This window comes from Desulfovibrio biadhensis (assembly GCF_055388615.1).
In genome coordinates this window covers 108,135-123,759 of record NZ_AP042477.1, presented here as the reverse complement: position 1 = coordinate 123,759, position 15,625 = coordinate 108,135, and the positions used below count along the sequence as shown (strand labels likewise).

The following is a 15,625-nucleotide window of genomic DNA, read 5'->3' as shown; positions in this document are numbered from 1 at the left end:
GTGCGGGGAAGCGGATCAAGCGTCCGTTCCCTGCTTTTTTCCCTTGAGAGCCTTGCGTTTGAATGCGTCTTGTAATTTGTATGTTATTTCATCTATCTCCATGGGTTTCATGAGATAGTCGAAGGCGCCGAGCTCCAATCCCTTGATGGCGGATTGCAAATCCGCGTGCCCTGTGAGCATGATCACCTCCACACTGGGGTACAGCCGTTTTATTTCCGCCAGGGTGATTTCGCCGCCCATGCCAGGCATGCGCACATCCAGCAGCACTACATCCACGGGAGCCGTGGCCAGGTAGGTGAGGGCTTCCTCGCCGGTGCCTACACCGTTCACATTCAGCCCGCGCTTGCTCAGGCGCTTGATGAGGGGCGCCCGGAAATCCGCCTCGTCGTCCACGACCAGCACGCTGAATTTGTCCATTACGAAACCCTCCCGGACTCGGCTGCCTTGCATATTGCGTCCAGCAGCTCGTTGAAATCGCATGGCTTGATAAGATAGGAGCTGGCCCCTTGTTCAATGCCTTCCACCGCGGCCTGCTCCGACCCGTGGCCGGTAAGGATGATCACCGGCATTCTCGGGTCCATTTTCTTGAATATTTTCAGTACTTCAATGCCGTCCATATCTTCCATTTTCAGGTCCAGCACGGCCACGTCGAATTCGTTTTTGCGCAGCTTCTGGATTGCTTCGGTGCCGGAAAAGGCGATTTTGCACTCCACGTTTCGTTTGCACAGCCGCTTGCGCAGGACCTCTACAAATCCCACTTCGTCATCCACCAGCAGCACCCGCAAAGGGGCGGCCATAAATTCCTGTTCGAGCGTCATGTCCCGCCTCTCAGTGCAAGGGAGGTAGTTTTGGCGACTCCTCCGGCAGCAGGGAGCAATCGACCTTGCTCATAGGCAACATCACGCGGAACGTGGTGCCTTGCCCAACCACGCTGTCCACCTGGATGTCGCCCCCAATATTTTTGATGATGCCGTAGCAGATGGACAAACCGAGTCCCGTGCCCTTGCCCACCGGCTTGGTGGTGAAGAAAGGCTCGAAAATGCGTTGTTTGATGGATTCGGGAATCCCGCTGCCCGTATCACTCACCGTGATGAGTATGTCGTGACCGTCAAAGGCCGTGGATATGGAGACGATGCCTCCCTTTTCCTCCATGGCGTGGACGGCGTTGTTGATCAGATTCAAAAGCACCTGCTGCAGTTCGGATTCGGCCACACAGATAGAAGGCAGGTTCTGCTGCAGGTCGAGTTCCATCTTGATGTTGCCGTAGCGCGTCTTTTGGTCCGAAAGGGCCGCCATCTCGCGCACCAGTTCGTTCAACTGCAGGGTCTTGCGGCGCGGGTCTGTCTTGCGCGCAAAGTGCAGCAACTTCTTGGTTATTTCCTTGCAGCGCGCGCCCTGGGTTCTGATCTGATTCAGGGAGCGGTTCATCTCTTCGTGGGTGCCCGCCGTGGGGTGGGGCTCATCGTCCAGCAGATCTTCCACCCAGCCGGCTTCCTCCACCATCACGGCCACGGGGTTGTTGATCTCGTGGGCGATACCCGCTGCGAGTTCGCCCAGGGAGGCCATCTTGCCGGCCTCGATGACCTGTTCGTTCATCATCTGCTTTTCCCGTTCGGTCCGGGCAATATGGCTGACGATGCGACGGGCGATGAGCAGCTCCGTGGCCACGATGAGGATGGAGCCCACCAGCAACACGCCAAGGGCCAGGTTGCGGGTGTGGTACAGGTCGCGGAAGGCGTCCGGAGTATCCTGCTGGTAAATGAGGAACCAGTTGCCGTTTTTAAGTGAAGTGGTCACGAACACGGCTTCGCCCTGTCCGTCCGGCTTGGCGCGCAAGAAGGCGCGTACCCGGGATGTCTTGCCTGAAGCGTCACGCATTTGGTCCTGGGCGTGCTTCTGGTCCGTGATCAAATCAAGATAAAACGGGACATACTGGGTCAGGTCATACCGGGGGGTGGTCTGAAAGGCGCCTTCGCGGTTGATGATGAAGGCAAGGCCCGTACTGCCGAGGCGGATGTCCTCCACTAGGCGGTTGAAGGCCACAAAGTCGATGGTGGCGCGTAGAATGTACTCGCGCCCCTGGTGTTCGCATTTCACGGCCACGATGAAGTGGGGCAGCCCCCGCAGTCCCAGAAACACGTCGCTGATGGAATAGCCCTTGGCCATGGTGGCCTTGAACCAGTCGGCTTCTGCGTAATTGGCGCGGTCCAGCTTGAAGGGGCCGGCATAAGCGAGCTGCTTGCCCGCGGCGTCCACGAATCCTACGTCCACATACGCCATGCCGTAGAACTGCTGCAGCCGCAGCAAAAGCGCATCCAAAAAGGCGTAATCGTTGAGTTGCTCCAGAGTAAGGGTCCCTGCAAGCACCTCGATTTCGGCCAGCTTTTCCTGCAAAAATCCATTGATGTGCTGGCGATGCTTGGCCACGATTTCTTCGATGTGGGCCAGGACCTTTTCCTTGTACGCAGTGTGGAACTGGTAGGCGGCCAACAGGGAAAGCAGCAGCAAGGGCGCCAGCGATACCAGAATGACCAGCATGCTGATGCGCCGTGCGAGCAGTGTATATGATACTGGATGCTGCATTACCTGTTGCTCCTATACGCCCCCCAGAGAGCGGGTCTTGAGCACGCTGCGTACAGTGCTCTTGAGGTCTTCCGGGTCTTCGCTCTTCTCCACCAGCGCCTCCACTTTGGGGCGCAGGTCGGCAGGCAGTCCTTCCTCGCTGAACCCCCAGATAATAAGAGGCAGGGTGACGGTCCGGCGCATCACGCATCTGAGAATTCGCTCTTCCCCCAAATAGGGGAGCTCCGGGTCCAGGAGCACCAGGTCAGGGCTGGTGTCCTTTTCCAAAAGCGTGCATAGCTCGATGCCGTCCTTTGCGGTGGCGACGCTGTACCCCTCCTTGAGCAGTTCACGCTGCATAAGGTTGCGTACGTTTGGGTTGCGCTCGGCCAGCAGTATGAAGAATTGCAGTTTGTCGGGCATCGGCTCCTTGCTCCGTTTCCGCCAAGAGTTCACAGCAGAAATGGCAAGGGACGTGCCAAAGAGTGCGGACTTTGAGAAATTTATAACATGATGCCGGTATTGGATTTTTTCCAGCGTGAAAATGGAGTGCTATAGTGTGGAAAAGCTTTTGGTGTCAGGATTTTTTACAGTTTGTAAAAGAATCATTATAGAGGAAAGACGCAAAGGCAGTGTAAATGTAAATCACGCTTACAGTATGCGAGGAGAGTAAGACGATTATGCTCCCTACCCTTTATATATTCTCTGGCCTGCCAGGCACTGGCAAGACCACCCTGGCCCGGATGCTGGCCCATCATATGGGCGCGGCATATCTGCGGGTGGACACCCTGGAGCAAGGGCTGCGCGATGTGTGCCGCCTGCAGGTGGAAGGGGAGGGGTATCGACTGCTGTACCGGCTGGCGCATGATAATCTGGTTTTGGGTATGTCCGTGGTGGCAGACAGTTGCAATCCCATTGCCCTGACCCGCCGCGAGTGGGAGCAGACGGCCCATGCTGCAGGCGCGCGGCATGTGAATATAGAGGTGATCTGTTCTGATGCGGATGAGCATCGCCAGCGGGTGGAGCACAGGGACTCGGACGTGGCGGGGCTGCGACTGCCGACCTGGGCGGAAGTCATGGACAGAGAATATGTACCCTGGCCAGATAAGGAGCGGCTGCTTCTGGATACAGCCGGGTGTTCCGCAATAAACAGCTTCGCCGAACTTCTCAGGCTTTTACAGGGGGAAGAATAGACCGCATTTTCGGACTGGATAGTGTTCGCATACTTATGAGGTGTTTAAGCGTGGTGCTCGGAATGCAGGCGAAATAATGTGGTTGACGCGGGGGGCTGCGCTTTATATGGCTGCAAATAAGGCGCGTGTCTGTCTTGTAAAAGAAGACATGCGCTCTCTCTTTTTTTTGGATTAAAAAAGTATGATTTTCTATATTGTTGAATTTAGGAGCTATTTTTTTCGGCACTATATTTGCATGAAGTAAAATAAGAATCGCACTGGCCTTGCCGGGGGGAAGTAAAGGCAGGCATGGGGCGCGAGATGTTGGCAATGAAAGGTGACAGCAGCAACGTCAGCCTCCTGAATGGAACGCCATCAGGGTTTCTTTGGGGAAATACGGAGAAAACTAGTGAAATGGACGCCAACGTTTTGTAGGAAAGTGAGTCCGATTTTTTCAGAAAAGGCCAATGTTACGGGTAAAGATCGTAAAGCGCTATTTTCATAAAATTGAGATTGGACGTAATTGTTTGACGAAACCGCTTTGCAACATTATCTTTGATAAAGGTCATTGCCGCAGAATGTGCGCTGAATTTAGACCAAAAAGGTGGAACACCATGAAGAATATACAATTGAATGTAACGACACTGTTGCTGGCGCTCTTGTTGGCCCTGGTCGCAGCTCCCGCTTCTGCAACGACGGACAGTCTTGGCGTAGCCGGAGAATATAACGCATTTGTTTTCGGTTCCTATTCGAGTGCCTATAGTGATATAGAGGGCAGCCTGGCTGCTGGGGGCAGCGGCACGTTCACTGGTTACAGCATCAACTCCAGCAATGTGCCTGACAGCAACGGCAACGGTCTTGTTGTGGGAGGCAGCCTGAGCTTCAACAACGGGCAGATCTATGGGAATGCACAGGTGGGTGGTGCAGCCGCTACATCGAGCTTCAACGTTGTGGGTGGTTCGCTGTACGCGAACAATCCCAATCTGCCTGTAGACTTCACCACTGAGAAGACCAATTTGCAGGGGCTTTCCACTTCCCTGTCGCAGATTGGCGCCACCGGCTCCACTGTCAGCCAGTACGGCGGCATATCACTTACCGGTGACATGAGCACAGGACTGCAGGTTTTCAACGTAAACGGGAGCGACTTGTTGAACGCCAATTCGTTCAACCTTATAGACGTGAACAGCAACGCCACGGTGCTCATCAATGTGTCTGGTTCGGTCTCCGGCTTCACCAACATGGGGTTCAATCTTGGCAGCGCAGACAGCAGCAAGGTGCTCTTCAACTTCTATGAAGCGACTGACCTGACCATGTCCGGCGTAGGCGTGTGGGGCTCGGTGCTGGCAGCCTGGGCCGATGTTGACGCTACCAACGGGCAGTTCAACGGCACGCTCATTGCCAATTCTTTCAATGGCAATATGGAGCTGCACACCAACACCTTCACCGGTGACCTGCCTACCCCTACACCGCTGCCAGGCTCCTTTGTGCTGATGGGTTCCGGCCTGCTGGGTCTGCTGGCAATCCGCAGGAAGAAGAGCTAAATCAGCACCTTCACTGCAGTGCAAAAAAACAAATGAAGCCCGTGAGCCTTTCGGTTCACGGGCTTTTTCATTTCTTGGCTGATTGACATGCTGTCAGTTTTCAATCATGAGAGCCCCACAAAGCAATTTCAAGGAGTTTGGATGTTCATCTCGTATGTGGTTCTTGTAGCTGACGTTGCCGGAATGAAGGGCGCTCAGTAGCAGGAATTGCAGCCGCCTCCTGCCTTCGTAGGGGGCTTCCCAGGGCTGACTCGGCCTGTCTCTTGCGCGCTTCTTCAGAAGCGGGTCTTTTCTTGCGCCCTCGTTGCGGCAACGCTTTCACCATTCAATAATGTCCCCCGCCTCGTGACTTTGCATCACAGGCTGGCCAGTAATGTTTGCTGACCTGATCTCCATCGGTCACACAAAATGGTGAAGAAAAATGACACAACATATACAGCTACAAGCACTTCACTCCCTTGGATGGGGTGAATATTTCGAACGACAATTGACGCTTATGTACCCCGAATGGGAACACGGTTCGTCAAAGCCAGCACGCGTCATAAATGTACAGCGCAATCTGTTTTTGGTGACGGACGGGCACACAGAGTGGCGCTGCTCCCTTGCGGGGCGGCTGTTGCATATAGGTATCGACGCCTACCCCGTCACCGGCGACTGGGTTATCGTCAAGGAAACTGTGATCACCGCCGTCATCCCCAGACGGAGCATGCTTTCTCGCGGGGATGCAGGTTCACGTAACGGGCGCACAGATGGCGCACAACGTGCGCAACCCATTGCGGCCAATCTCGATACTGTCTGCATAGTTTGCGGGCTGGATCGTGATTACAATCTGCGGCGGCTTGAGCGGTATCTAACCCTTGTCTACAATTGCGGTTTGAACCCCGTGGTGGTGCTGACAAAGGCGGATATTCACGACGATCCGGAAAGCTGCCGGGATGCAGTGGAAGAGATCGCCTTTGGCGTGCCCGTGATACTGGCATCCATGGTGGACGGCCGAGGAAAGGAGGCTCTGGAAAGCTACCTTGTCCCTGGTATGACAATGGCCATGGTCGGTTCCTCCGGTGCGGGGAAGTCCACACTGGCGAACATGCTCTATGGCCGTGCTGTGCAAAATACGGCCGCCGTGAGCGAAACCGACGGCAAGGGCCGCCATACTACCACCACCCGAGAGCTTATTCGCATGCCCCAAGGGGGGGCGCTTATCGACAACCCCGGTATCCGCGAAATCGCCTTTTACGAGGGCGGCGCAGGTATGGAGAACGTTTTTGCAGACATCATGGACCTGGCTGCAGATTGTCGGTTCTCCGATTGCACGCATAGTCAGGAGCCAGGGTGCGCTGTTTTACGCGCAGTGGAAAATGGCGAGCTTTCCGCCCCCCGTTTGGAGAGCTACCACAAAATGCGGCGTGAGCTTGAGTATGTGGCGGCGCGGCAGGACAAGAGCGCCGAGCGCGTGGAAAAGGAGCGCCGACGGGGAATAGCCTTGCTGCAAAAGCAACTGAAAAAGCGCAAGCGCTGATTTGGCGCGCACGAAACAAAAACGAGGCCTGGAGCAGGAGCTTGCAGGCCTCGTTTTCGCAGCAATGTGTGGCAGGCGTTAAATTCTATTCCCCGTTCATTTTCTGAAAGACCTTGTAGAGGCCTTGCGTGCCCAGGTCTTCGTAGCCAAGGGCCATGGCCGAAACATAGAATTGATGGGCGAGGGCCAGACCGGGCAGGGCGATACGCATCTGCTTTGCCTCAGCAAGGGCGATGCCCATGTCCTTGACAAAATGCTTGATGAAGAAACCGGGGTCGAAGTCGCCATCCGCAATACGCCTGCCAAGGACATTGATGCCAACGGAAGCGGCAGCGCCTGAACCGATGACGTCAATGATCTCGTGCAGGTCCATGCCCGCCTTGTACCCGTAGTACAGGGATTCCACCACGCCGATCATGGTGCCGGCGATGAGGATCTGGTTGCACATCTTGGTGTGCTGGCCAGCGCCTGCTTCGCCGCGGTATTTGACGTTGGTGCCCATGATGTCCAGAAGATTTTTGACCTTGTCGAAGGTCTCCTGCTTGCCGCCGACCATGATTGCCAGCTTGGCTTCACGTGCGCCGACATCGCCCCCTGACACCGGGGCGTCCAGGGCTTCCACGCCCTTTGCTGCGGCTTCTTCGGCAATGCGTTTGGCCAGGGCGGGCTCGGAGGTTGTCATGTCTACGATTATCTTGCCGGGGGCGGTGTTTGCGAGCACACCGTCATCACCGAGTATGGTTTGCTCAACGTCCACGGGATAACCTACGATGGTGAAAATGATGTCGGCCTGCTGCGCCACTGCGGCAGGGGAATCACACCACGTCGCGCCGGCCTTCACAAGTTCGTCCGCTCTGGATTTGGTGCGGTTGTATACAAATGCCTCGTTGCCTGCCTTTACAAGATGCATGCACATGGAAGCGCCCATGACGCCGGTGCCGATCCAGCCGATTTTTTGAGCCATATTGTTCCGTCCTTTGTGTTGCAGGGTTGGAGCTTCATGATGCCTGGCACAATCCAGCCTGGATCATGCGAACATCATAACGTCTGATGTTATGACAAATGTATTGCTTTCGGTCGGCACTGTCAATACAATCAGGCTTACCGCAGGTATGCGTGCAAGGAGCCTGGATCCGAACTCGCTCGCCAAACACAACACTTTATTCAAAAATCCGTTATGAAAAGCACACCCCAGAAATTGCAGCGAAAGCGCCTCTCAGATCAGATTATTGAGCATATTATCAGTATGATAGCTGCTGGAGATCTGCAGGCAGGTGATAAACTGCCCCCGGAGCCCAAACTCATGGAGCAGTTTGGAGTTGGCCGCAGTTCTATTCGGGAAGCCATAGGTGGGCTGGAGTTATTGGGGTTGTTGTCCGTGCGCCCCGGTCAGGGGACTGTCGTGACCGACGCCACAGAGGAAATTGAGCCCCGGGGGGTGGGGCTTTCGCTCATCACCATCGGTCAGGAAAAAATCAGGGAACTGGTCGAGGCGCGCTCAGAATTGGAGCAGGTCATTGCACGACTGGCGGCGGAAAGGGCCACTGATGCAGATATCGCTGCAATAAGGCACCAGCAGGATGAGCTGGCCAAGGCCAAGCAGGGCGGCCGCAAACTGATCGCCGCGGATTTGGGCTTTCATATGGCGCTTGCCCGGGCCTGTCATAACACTGTTCTGTTGCGGCTGTTTTCAGAGTTGCACCACCCCATCCGTAGATGGATGGAGGAAAAAGCCAAGCACGACTGGGGCTTTGATCGCGTGCTCGAGGAACATGAGGCGCTTCTCAAGGCGATAGAGGCGCATGATCCTGACGCGGCGCAAATCGCCATCCAGACCCATATCAAGGATGCAGGCAACAAGCTGGTGGCCGCTGTCCTTGGCAATGAGCCGCCGGAGCCAGGTGCGTGAGCCGCCATGTGGACATAACCCTTGTGGCCAACGCCGGGGTCTTGGTTTCCTGCAATGGCGTTGGGCTGCTGGTGGACGGTATGCATCATGAGGAGTGCCATCCTTTCAGCAAGGTTGCAGAAGGTGATTTGCAGCGCATGCAGCAGGGCCAAGCACCGTTCGAAAATCTCGATTACCTGCTGTTCACCCACGAGCATCCGGATCATCTTACACCGCGCCTGGTGCTGGAACATGTGCAGCGCAGAGCGGTGCAAGGGGTATTCTTACCGGACGAGGAGCACGGATCCCCCGCGCTTGGCGCGTTGCTCCATGTTCTATGGGAGCAGGGTATTGCGCACCAGACGTTCTCATTGGAGCCGGGGCGTTCGCGTCGCGTGGGACTCGCCCCTGGCATGACACTGACCGCCATCGGCACGCGCCACATGGGGGCGCAATATAATGATGTCCGCCACGACAGCTTCCTGCTATCGCTTGGTGACATCAACCTCCTGTTTACTGGAGATGGTGATCATGTAGCGGCGTTCTACCAGGACTCTTTGCAGGGTGTCTCGTTAGATGCCGTCTTCGTGAACCCCCTTTTCTATCATAACGACAACGGGCAGCAGATAATAGAGACGGTCTTTCGCCCCCGTCATGTTGTGATATACCATATGCCTTTTTCCAAGGATGACACCCTTAATTTCACCTACATGGTGGGGCGGGATACGGCAAAACATGAACGTTCCGGCATTGAAACCCATGTACTGCAGGAAGAAGGGCAGCAGATTCGATTGCACCCCCGTATGCAGCGCGTGGAGGCATGAGGCCTTCCTGTCGCCCCTGAGACCAGTGTGCAATAGAGGGGGTATCGGGTAGGGGTATTCAATTCTTTGTTCCTTCTCTCACCTCTCAATAGAGATATCCTTTACTTGACCTCCCTACCTTGTCATTCCCTCCCCTTGGTTTTACCATTTCCCCTATCGTGTTTGTTAAGGCGCTGTTTCTCCATAGAAATTTCAACAAAAGAAGACAGATATGATTATTGCGAAAAGTACCGACAAAGGATTTATCACTGAATTCACCGATGGCCAGCATACCGCCCTGGCTGATCCTCCCGCGGATAAAGGCGGCGATGGCGCTGGTTTTAGCCCTTTTGCCTTGATTGAGGCCGCCTTGGCAGGGTGCCTGGTCATTACCATGCGTATGTATGCTAAGAATCACGATATTGAGTTGGACAATGCAGAAGTCTCCGTGACTGTGGAGCCTGGCAGCGATGGCGCCAACTATGTTTGCGTTGCCAAACTTCCAGAGGGGCTGTCTCCGGAACAGAAAAAGCGTTTGCAAGCGGCCATGAAGGGGTGCCCCATCCATGGACTTCTCACCAAGCCTGCGACTTTTGACATGAAAGTCGAATAGATACCAGAACCTTAAAAGGGCGGCTCGCAGACGTTTGTTATGACTGGGGCCGCCCTTTTTTATTGTATGTGTACTGCTGTTTTCTTTGTCTGATGCTGGATTCCCGCCTGCGCGGGAATGACGGGGAGGGATGGCGCTACTTTTCTTATGTGTGGGGCGTTTTCCAGCGCCACCTGTTATGATGTCGCAACATGTGCCCTTGATAATGGATTGGGTGGTAGCTCGCTGTCATCCCCGAGGATTCAGGGATCCAGTATTGTCGTTTAGCGTCGTTTGACGGGGCCCCATGTGCTGCAAACGTCTCTGGATTCCCGCCTGCGCGGGAATGACAGGGAGGTGGGGCGCTACTTTTTTCATGTGTGCGACGGCTTCCAGGGCCACCAGGAAGGGAAGGCACAGGGGGCGCCTCATGCACAATATGCACAATCCTTTGCCAGCACACGCTGTCATCCCCGAGGATTCGGGGATCCAGTATTGTCGTTTAGCGTCGTTTGAAGGTGCCCCATGTGCTGCAAAAGTCTCAGGATTCCCGCCTTCGCGGGAATGACAGGGAGGGGTGGCGCTACTTTTCTTATGTGTGCGGCGGTTTCCAGGGCCACCAGGAAGGGAAGGCACAGGGAGCGCCTCATGCACAATATGCACAATCCTTTGCCAGCACACGCTGTCATCCCCGAGAAATCGGGGATCCAGTATTGTCGTTTAGCGTCGTTTGACGGTGCCCCATGTGCTGCAAAAGTCTCTGGATTCCCGCCTGCGCGGGAATGACGGGGAGGGGTGGCGCTACTTTTCTCATGTGTGCGGCGGTTTCCAGCGCCACCTGTTATGATGTCGCAACATGTGCCCTTGATAATGGATTTGATGGTTGCTCCCTGTCATCCCCGAGAAATCGGGGATCCAGTATTGTCGTTTAGCGTCGTTTGACGGGCTCCCATGTGCTGCAAAAGTTTCTGGATTCCCGCCTGCGCGGGAATGACGGGGAGGGATGGCGCTACTTTTCTTATGTGTGCGGCGTTTTCCAGCGCCACCTGTTATGATGTCGCAACATGTGCCCTTGATAATGGATTTGATGGTAGCTCCCTGTCATCCCCGAGAAATCGGGGATCCAGTATTGTCGTTTAGCGTCGTTTGACGGGCTCCCATGTGCTGCAAACGTCTCTGGATTCCCGCCTTCGCGGGAATGACAGGGAGGGGTGGCGCTACTTTTCTTATAGGTATTGCGGTTTCCAGGGCCACCAGGAAGGGAAGGCACAGGGGGCGCCTCATGCACAATATGCACAATCCTTTGCCAGCACACGCTGTCATCCCCGAGGAATCGGGGATGCAGTATTGTCGTTGTCTTTCAGGAGGATGGAGGAAGGTTACAGTCCGTATTTGTCGATGCGAGCAAGCAGGGTGGGGCGTGATACGCCAAGCAGTTTGGCAGCCCGGGAGCGATTGCCCCCTGTCATATCTAGAGCCTCGCGGATGAGCAAAGATTCAAAGTGCCCCTGCAGTTCTTCATAGGGGCGCGCATGGGTGCCGTGCGCAAGTTCCAAGCGAAGCCAAGCGCTTACGGTTTCATCCACATTTTCACGGGCCTGTTCCGCAGCCACGTCGCTCAGTCCCAATGCCCGGTTCACATCCTCGGGCTCCAAGGGGGCGCCGCGGTTGAAAATCACTGCCTTGTGCATGGTGTTGGCCAGTTCGCGCACGTTTCCTGGCCAATGATAAGCCTCCAAAACCTGTCTGGCTTCAGGCGTAAGGGAGGGCACACCCGATTCAGCCCTGGCTGCATACCGCTTGAGAAAGTGCTCCGCCAGCAGGCTGATGTCGCCTCTTCGTTCGCGCAGTGGGGGCAGTTCCAGAGTCACCACCTCGAGCCGATAGTAAAGGTCCTCACGGAAGCGCCCTTCTTCTACAGCCTTTTGCAGATCACGATTGGTGGCGGCAATGATACGCACATCCACAGGAATGGGCTGACGCCCCCCCAGGCGTTCTATCTGACGTTCCTGCAGCAGGCGCAGCAATTTTGCCTGGATGCCCAGGGGCATGTCTCCAATTTCGTCCAGAAATACCGATCCATGGTTGGCCTGCTCAATTTTTCCCACACGCCGGGAGGAAGCGCCTGTAAAGGCGCCTTTTTCATAACCGAATAATTCGCTCTCCAACAGGGTCTCGGGAATGGCCACGCAGTTGATGACCAGGAAAGGCTTGTTTGCACGCGGGCTGTGCTGGTAAACGGCGCGCGCCACCAGCTCCTTGCCCGTTCCGGATTCGCCAAGGATCAGCACCGTGGCGTCGGTGGGCGCCACCCGCCCGATGGATTTGTAGAGCTCCTGCATGGATGGGCTGCGTCCGATGATGACATCGGTGGCATCCACGGCCACGTCTTCCATGCTTGTGGCGGATTCATCTACGGCGGCGGGGTCCACACTGACTTTGGCGCGCATGAAGCGCCCCGCTTCCAGTGCCTTTTCTATAACTTCAAGAATATCAGGTATGTCGAAAGGCTTGAGAACGTAATCAAAGGCGCCCATCTTCGTGGCTTCGATGGCTGTTTCAGTGGTGCCAAAGGCCGTCATGATGATCACTGGCAGCTTCGGGTCCAGATCGCGGATGTGGTTGAAGGCTTCGAGTCCGGACATGCCTGGCAGCCGAAGGTCCTGGATAACCAGGTCGGGTGATTGGTCACGCACCAGTTCAATGCCTGTTTCCGCATTCGGCGCGGTGAGCATCTCGTGCCCTTCGCTCCCCAGCAGACGGTCGAAGCTGGTCCGCAGTTGTGGATCATCGTCGACGATCAGGATCTTAGCCACGTTTCCTTTTCCTTGCAGGGCAGGCCAAGCACAAAGGTGGCGCCTTCACCTTCCTGGCTGTTCAGGTGCACCCACCCGCCGTGCTCTTCCATGATTCTGGTTACTATGCTCAGTCCCAGGCCGGTGCCGTCTTCCTTGGTGCTGAAAAAGGGCTCCAGGATGTGGTCCCGCACCTTTTGCGGAATGCCGGGTCCATTGTCTCGTATACGCAGGATGCAGACGCGCCCCCATGGTTCTACAAAACCTTCTTCTTCGCTTACCACTATCTCGCCGCCTTTATCGCCCATGGCTTCGCAGGCGTTGAGCAGGATGTTCATGATAGCTTCTTTAAGCCGGTCCGGATCGCCCATGATCTGGGGCAATCGTGCGTGACGTTTGACCGAGACAGCTACGTTGAAGGTCTCGAATCTGTGGCGCAGAAGCTGCAGTGTCATGTCCACCACATCAGAGGGGCTGACTGGCTGCACCTGCAATTTCGGGGGGCGGGAAAATTCGAGGAAGTTGCGCAGGATGGCGTCTATGTGCCGGATTTCCTCGCCAATGACGTCAAAGTCTTCTTTCTGCAGATTGTCCAGCTCCAGCCCTCGCTCCAGGGTGAAAAGCCGCATCTTCACCGAGGTAAGGGGGTTGCGGATGGTGTGGGCCACACCTGCCGCCATCTTGCCCACCACGGCCAGCTTTTCGGTCTGGAGCATCTGCTCCCGGCTCCGGTCAAGCTTGGACTGGACCTTGTCCACGTTTTGCATCAGAGCGTGCATCTTGTCGCTGAGAGCTTGCAGTTCGTCGCCTTCTCTGGCCGGAGTGTCACCTTCGCCATAGGCGAGTTTACGGATAGGGCGTATTATTTCGCGCAAAAAGACAAGCGCCAGAAAAGCGCCTAGGAGCACAGAGCAGGGCAGGGCTGCCAGGGCCAGACTGGAGACCCAGCGGGCTGATTTGCGAAAGCCTTCTTCGCTGGAGATAATGAGGTTTTCGTGCAGTCGCTTGTACGCGTCGCACAGTTCGTAAACCTTGGCGAATTCCTCACGCACCTTGGGGTGCAGTGTAGCGCCTTCGTCACCATTGCCCTGCCGGTAGAGCTCCACCACCTTGTCGCGGGAAAAGGCAAAGTGAAGATAGGAAGACTCGATACGGTTCAACAGCTCGCGACCACGATCACTGGTGGTTGTGTCCCTGGCTTTGTCAAGCAAGGTGCGGAAGCTGATCTTGAGTTCTTCCAGGCGTTCCAGCCAGTCCTGGTTGTGGCTCAGGTAATAGTAGGTGACCAGCCCTTTTTGCTCAGCAAGCGCTGTTTCCAGTTTTTGCGCCACGGTCAGGGCCGCGATTTCTTTGGAAACAGTCTCCGTAAAAAGGGATTGCGTGCGGTGCACATACCACAGCGTCACGGCTGAGCCAGCCATGTTTACGGTAACCAGCATGAGCAAAGTAAAAAAGATTCGTTTACGGATGCTGACGCCGTGAATGAAAAGCATGGGGATATGCTCTTTGTGCAGGCTAGCGGGCTATGACCGTAAGATCTTTCAAACCATGGGATTTGACCAGGGTGCTGCGCTCTCGGCTTGCTTCGTTTGATGTGTCGAATGTGCCGATGAGCACCTGTTGCCATACACCAGCTGATCCGGAGTCCCAGGGTTTGACAACGACCCCCCATATCCCCGTGTCGGCGAGGTAGTCGGCGCGCTTTTGCGCCAGTTCCTTGGAGTGCCATGTGCTGTCAAGCAAGTAATAAGAACGGTCGCCGCTACCGTAATACGAAGCATTTTGCGGGGGCGGATACGGACGATATCCATATACGTATCCCTTGGCCTTCATACAGTCTTCAACTCCGGCGGCATAGGTGTCCTGTTGCAGACGATCGGAAGCCTTGAGCGCAGAGACGCTTTTTTTACAGTGGCTGAGGTCTTCCTCCCAACTGGAGAACGGCTTGTGGGGGTGGTAGTAGCTGAGGTCCTGACGCTGTTTCTGGCAGCCAGCTGTCGCCAGAGCACAAAGAAGAAGCAATGCTAGCAACGCTGCAAAGCGGTTGCCGGTTGAAGCCTTTTTTGTAGGCGTATTTTCAGAGAAAAATCGACTGCGAATCATTCATGCCCCCACTTGAATAAACGGAGTTTCTTGGTGAACTGGTTTGTGGTCCATTTGCCGCTATGTTGGAATAGCCGAAAGGGGCGATGAGAGCAAGCTACCCAGGAAATAACAACAAAACATCTCCTGTTTTTTTTGGAATGAAAGTTGCTAGCGAAACTATAACGGAAGGTAATACTGGCAATAGTGACGGGAAATCGACACTTCAATAACCATCAGGATGATGGTGGACTCAGGAGGCTGGGACATGGCCGCTATAGATATGGCAGACAATGGATGGGCCGTCAGGATACGTGGATGCAACCAGACAGGGCGAGTGGTTCGCATCGTTGTGAACGAGGGCGAACATGGTCGCTGTCAGGTACACGTTCCTGCCCTGGGCGCTGTGGTGGAAGTGGATACGGACGACATCATGTTGCTTGGAGATCGTTCTTTGGAGGTTCATTCCCGAAGGCTGCAAAAAGTGGAGCGTGATGCACAAGCCTATTTGGAGAGAATTTCGGCAGAAAGTTTTGCGCCGGGCCGCGCCTGATGCGCCATTTGAAGCCAGGCCGATACTGAATCCGGAAAATATTCTTGTTGGTGACGCATTTACCGGCGTGTTGGCTTTTTTTGCAGGCTGGTTTACTATACTAATAGTAGTAATGTGT

At 55.3% G+C, this 15,625-nt stretch carries 15 protein-coding genes; 7 read left to right on the top strand and 8 right to left on the bottom strand.

What is annotated here, in order from left to right; genetic code table 11:
- Window positions 1-15: 15 nt before the first annotated feature.
- Genes ACZ5EH_RS00500 through ACZ5EH_RS00485 form a run of 4 tightly spaced genes read right to left on the bottom strand, consistent with a single transcriptional unit; the run spans window position 16 to window position 2,985 of the window.
- Window positions 16-417 carry a response regulator gene (locus ACZ5EH_RS00500; protein WP_464276183.1) on the bottom strand — a complete coding sequence of 134 codons (402 nt, stop codon included), beginning with the start codon at window positions 415-417 and terminating at the stop codon, window positions 16-18.
- A complete protein-coding gene (locus ACZ5EH_RS00495; protein WP_464276182.1) occupies window positions 417-818 on the bottom strand; it encodes a response regulator in 402 nt (133 codons plus the stop codon). The genes ACZ5EH_RS00500 and ACZ5EH_RS00495 overlap by 1 nt, the downstream gene beginning before the upstream one ends.
- Before the next feature lie 10 nt (window positions 819-828).
- Window positions 829-2,583, bottom strand: a complete 1,755-nt coding sequence (locus ACZ5EH_RS00490) for a sensor histidine kinase (RefSeq protein WP_464276181.1) — start codon at window positions 2,581-2,583, stop codon at window positions 829-831.
- A gap of 12 nt (window positions 2,584-2,595) precedes the next feature.
- Entirely contained in the window at window positions 2,596-2,985 is a 390-nt protein-coding gene (locus ACZ5EH_RS00485) for a response regulator (protein ID WP_464276180.1), read from the bottom strand.
- 257 nt (window positions 2,986-3,242) lie between these two features.
- Between ACZ5EH_RS00485 and ACZ5EH_RS00480 the strand changes: the two genes are divergently transcribed.
- From ACZ5EH_RS00480 to rsgA, 3 genes are all read left to right on the top strand, one after another.
- A complete protein-coding gene (locus ACZ5EH_RS00480) occupies window positions 3,243-3,755 on the top strand; it encodes a P-loop nucleotide/nucleoside kinase family protein (protein ID WP_464276179.1) in 513 nt (170 codons plus the stop codon).
- A 593-nt stretch (window positions 3,756-4,348) separates the two neighbouring features.
- Window positions 4,349-5,275: a choice-of-anchor A family protein gene (locus ACZ5EH_RS00475; protein WP_464276178.1), complete on the top strand. Its 927-nt coding sequence runs from the start codon at window positions 4,349-4,351 to the stop codon at window positions 5,273-5,275.
- A 421-nt stretch (window positions 5,276-5,696) separates the two neighbouring features.
- The gene (gene rsgA / locus ACZ5EH_RS00470; RefSeq protein WP_464276177.1) at window positions 5,697-6,794 is read left to right on the top strand and encodes a ribosome small subunit-dependent GTPase A; all 1,098 of its coding nucleotides are present in this window, start codon (window positions 5,697-5,699) and stop codon (window positions 6,792-6,794) included.
- Window positions 6,795-6,879: 85 nt separating this feature from the next.
- On the opposite strand, the gene ACZ5EH_RS00465 is transcribed toward rsgA, so the two are convergent.
- Window positions 6,880-7,758 carry an NAD(P)-dependent oxidoreductase gene (locus ACZ5EH_RS00465; RefSeq protein ID WP_464276176.1) on the bottom strand — a complete coding sequence of 293 codons (879 nt, stop codon included), beginning with the start codon at window positions 7,756-7,758 and terminating at the stop codon, window positions 6,880-6,882.
- 213 nt (window positions 7,759-7,971) lie between these two features.
- Between ACZ5EH_RS00465 and ACZ5EH_RS00460 the strand changes: the two genes are divergently transcribed.
- The 3 genes from ACZ5EH_RS00460 to ACZ5EH_RS00450 all read left to right on the top strand — a co-directional run bounded on the left by ACZ5EH_RS00460 (window position 7,972) and on the right by ACZ5EH_RS00450 (window position 10,098).
- On the top strand, window positions 7,972-8,703 hold the full coding sequence (locus ACZ5EH_RS00460) for a FadR/GntR family transcriptional regulator (protein WP_464276175.1): 732 nt from the start codon (window positions 7,972-7,974) through the stop codon (window positions 8,701-8,703).
- Window positions 8,700-9,506, top strand: a complete 807-nt coding sequence (locus ACZ5EH_RS00455) for an MBL fold metallo-hydrolase (protein ID WP_464276174.1) — start codon at window positions 8,700-8,702, stop codon at window positions 9,504-9,506. The genes ACZ5EH_RS00460 and ACZ5EH_RS00455 overlap by 4 nt, the downstream gene beginning before the upstream one ends.
- 211 nt (window positions 9,507-9,717) lie before the next feature.
- The gene (locus ACZ5EH_RS00450; RefSeq protein ID WP_464276173.1) at window positions 9,718-10,098 is read left to right on the top strand and encodes an OsmC family protein; all 381 of its coding nucleotides are present in this window, start codon (window positions 9,718-9,720) and stop codon (window positions 10,096-10,098) included.
- Window positions 10,099-11,456: 1,358 nt separating this feature from the next.
- Here ACZ5EH_RS00450 and ACZ5EH_RS00445 read toward each other — a convergent pair.
- Genes ACZ5EH_RS00445 through ACZ5EH_RS00435 form a run of 3 tightly spaced genes read right to left on the bottom strand, consistent with a single transcriptional unit; the run spans window position 11,457 to window position 14,975 of the window.
- Entirely contained in the window at window positions 11,457-12,893 is a 1,437-nt protein-coding gene (locus ACZ5EH_RS00445; RefSeq protein WP_464276172.1) for a sigma-54-dependent transcriptional regulator, read from the bottom strand.
- Window positions 12,878-14,365 carry an ATP-binding protein gene (locus tag ACZ5EH_RS00440; protein WP_464276171.1) on the bottom strand — a complete coding sequence of 496 codons (1,488 nt, stop codon included), beginning with the start codon at window positions 14,363-14,365 and terminating at the stop codon, window positions 12,878-12,880. Before ACZ5EH_RS00440 ends, ACZ5EH_RS00445 begins: the two co-directional genes overlap by 16 nt.
- A gap of 22 nt (window positions 14,366-14,387) precedes the next feature.
- Window positions 14,388-14,975 carry an SPOR domain-containing protein gene (locus ACZ5EH_RS00435; RefSeq protein WP_464276170.1) on the bottom strand — a complete coding sequence of 196 codons (588 nt, stop codon included), beginning with the start codon at window positions 14,973-14,975 and terminating at the stop codon, window positions 14,388-14,390.
- Between the two features lie 247 nt (window positions 14,976-15,222).
- Here ACZ5EH_RS00435 and ACZ5EH_RS00430 point away from each other — a divergent pair, with 247 nt between their 5' ends.
- On the top strand, window positions 15,223-15,507 hold the full coding sequence (locus tag ACZ5EH_RS00430; protein ID WP_464276169.1) for a hypothetical protein: 285 nt from the start codon (window positions 15,223-15,225) through the stop codon (window positions 15,505-15,507).
- Window positions 15,508-15,625: the final 118 nt, after the last annotated feature.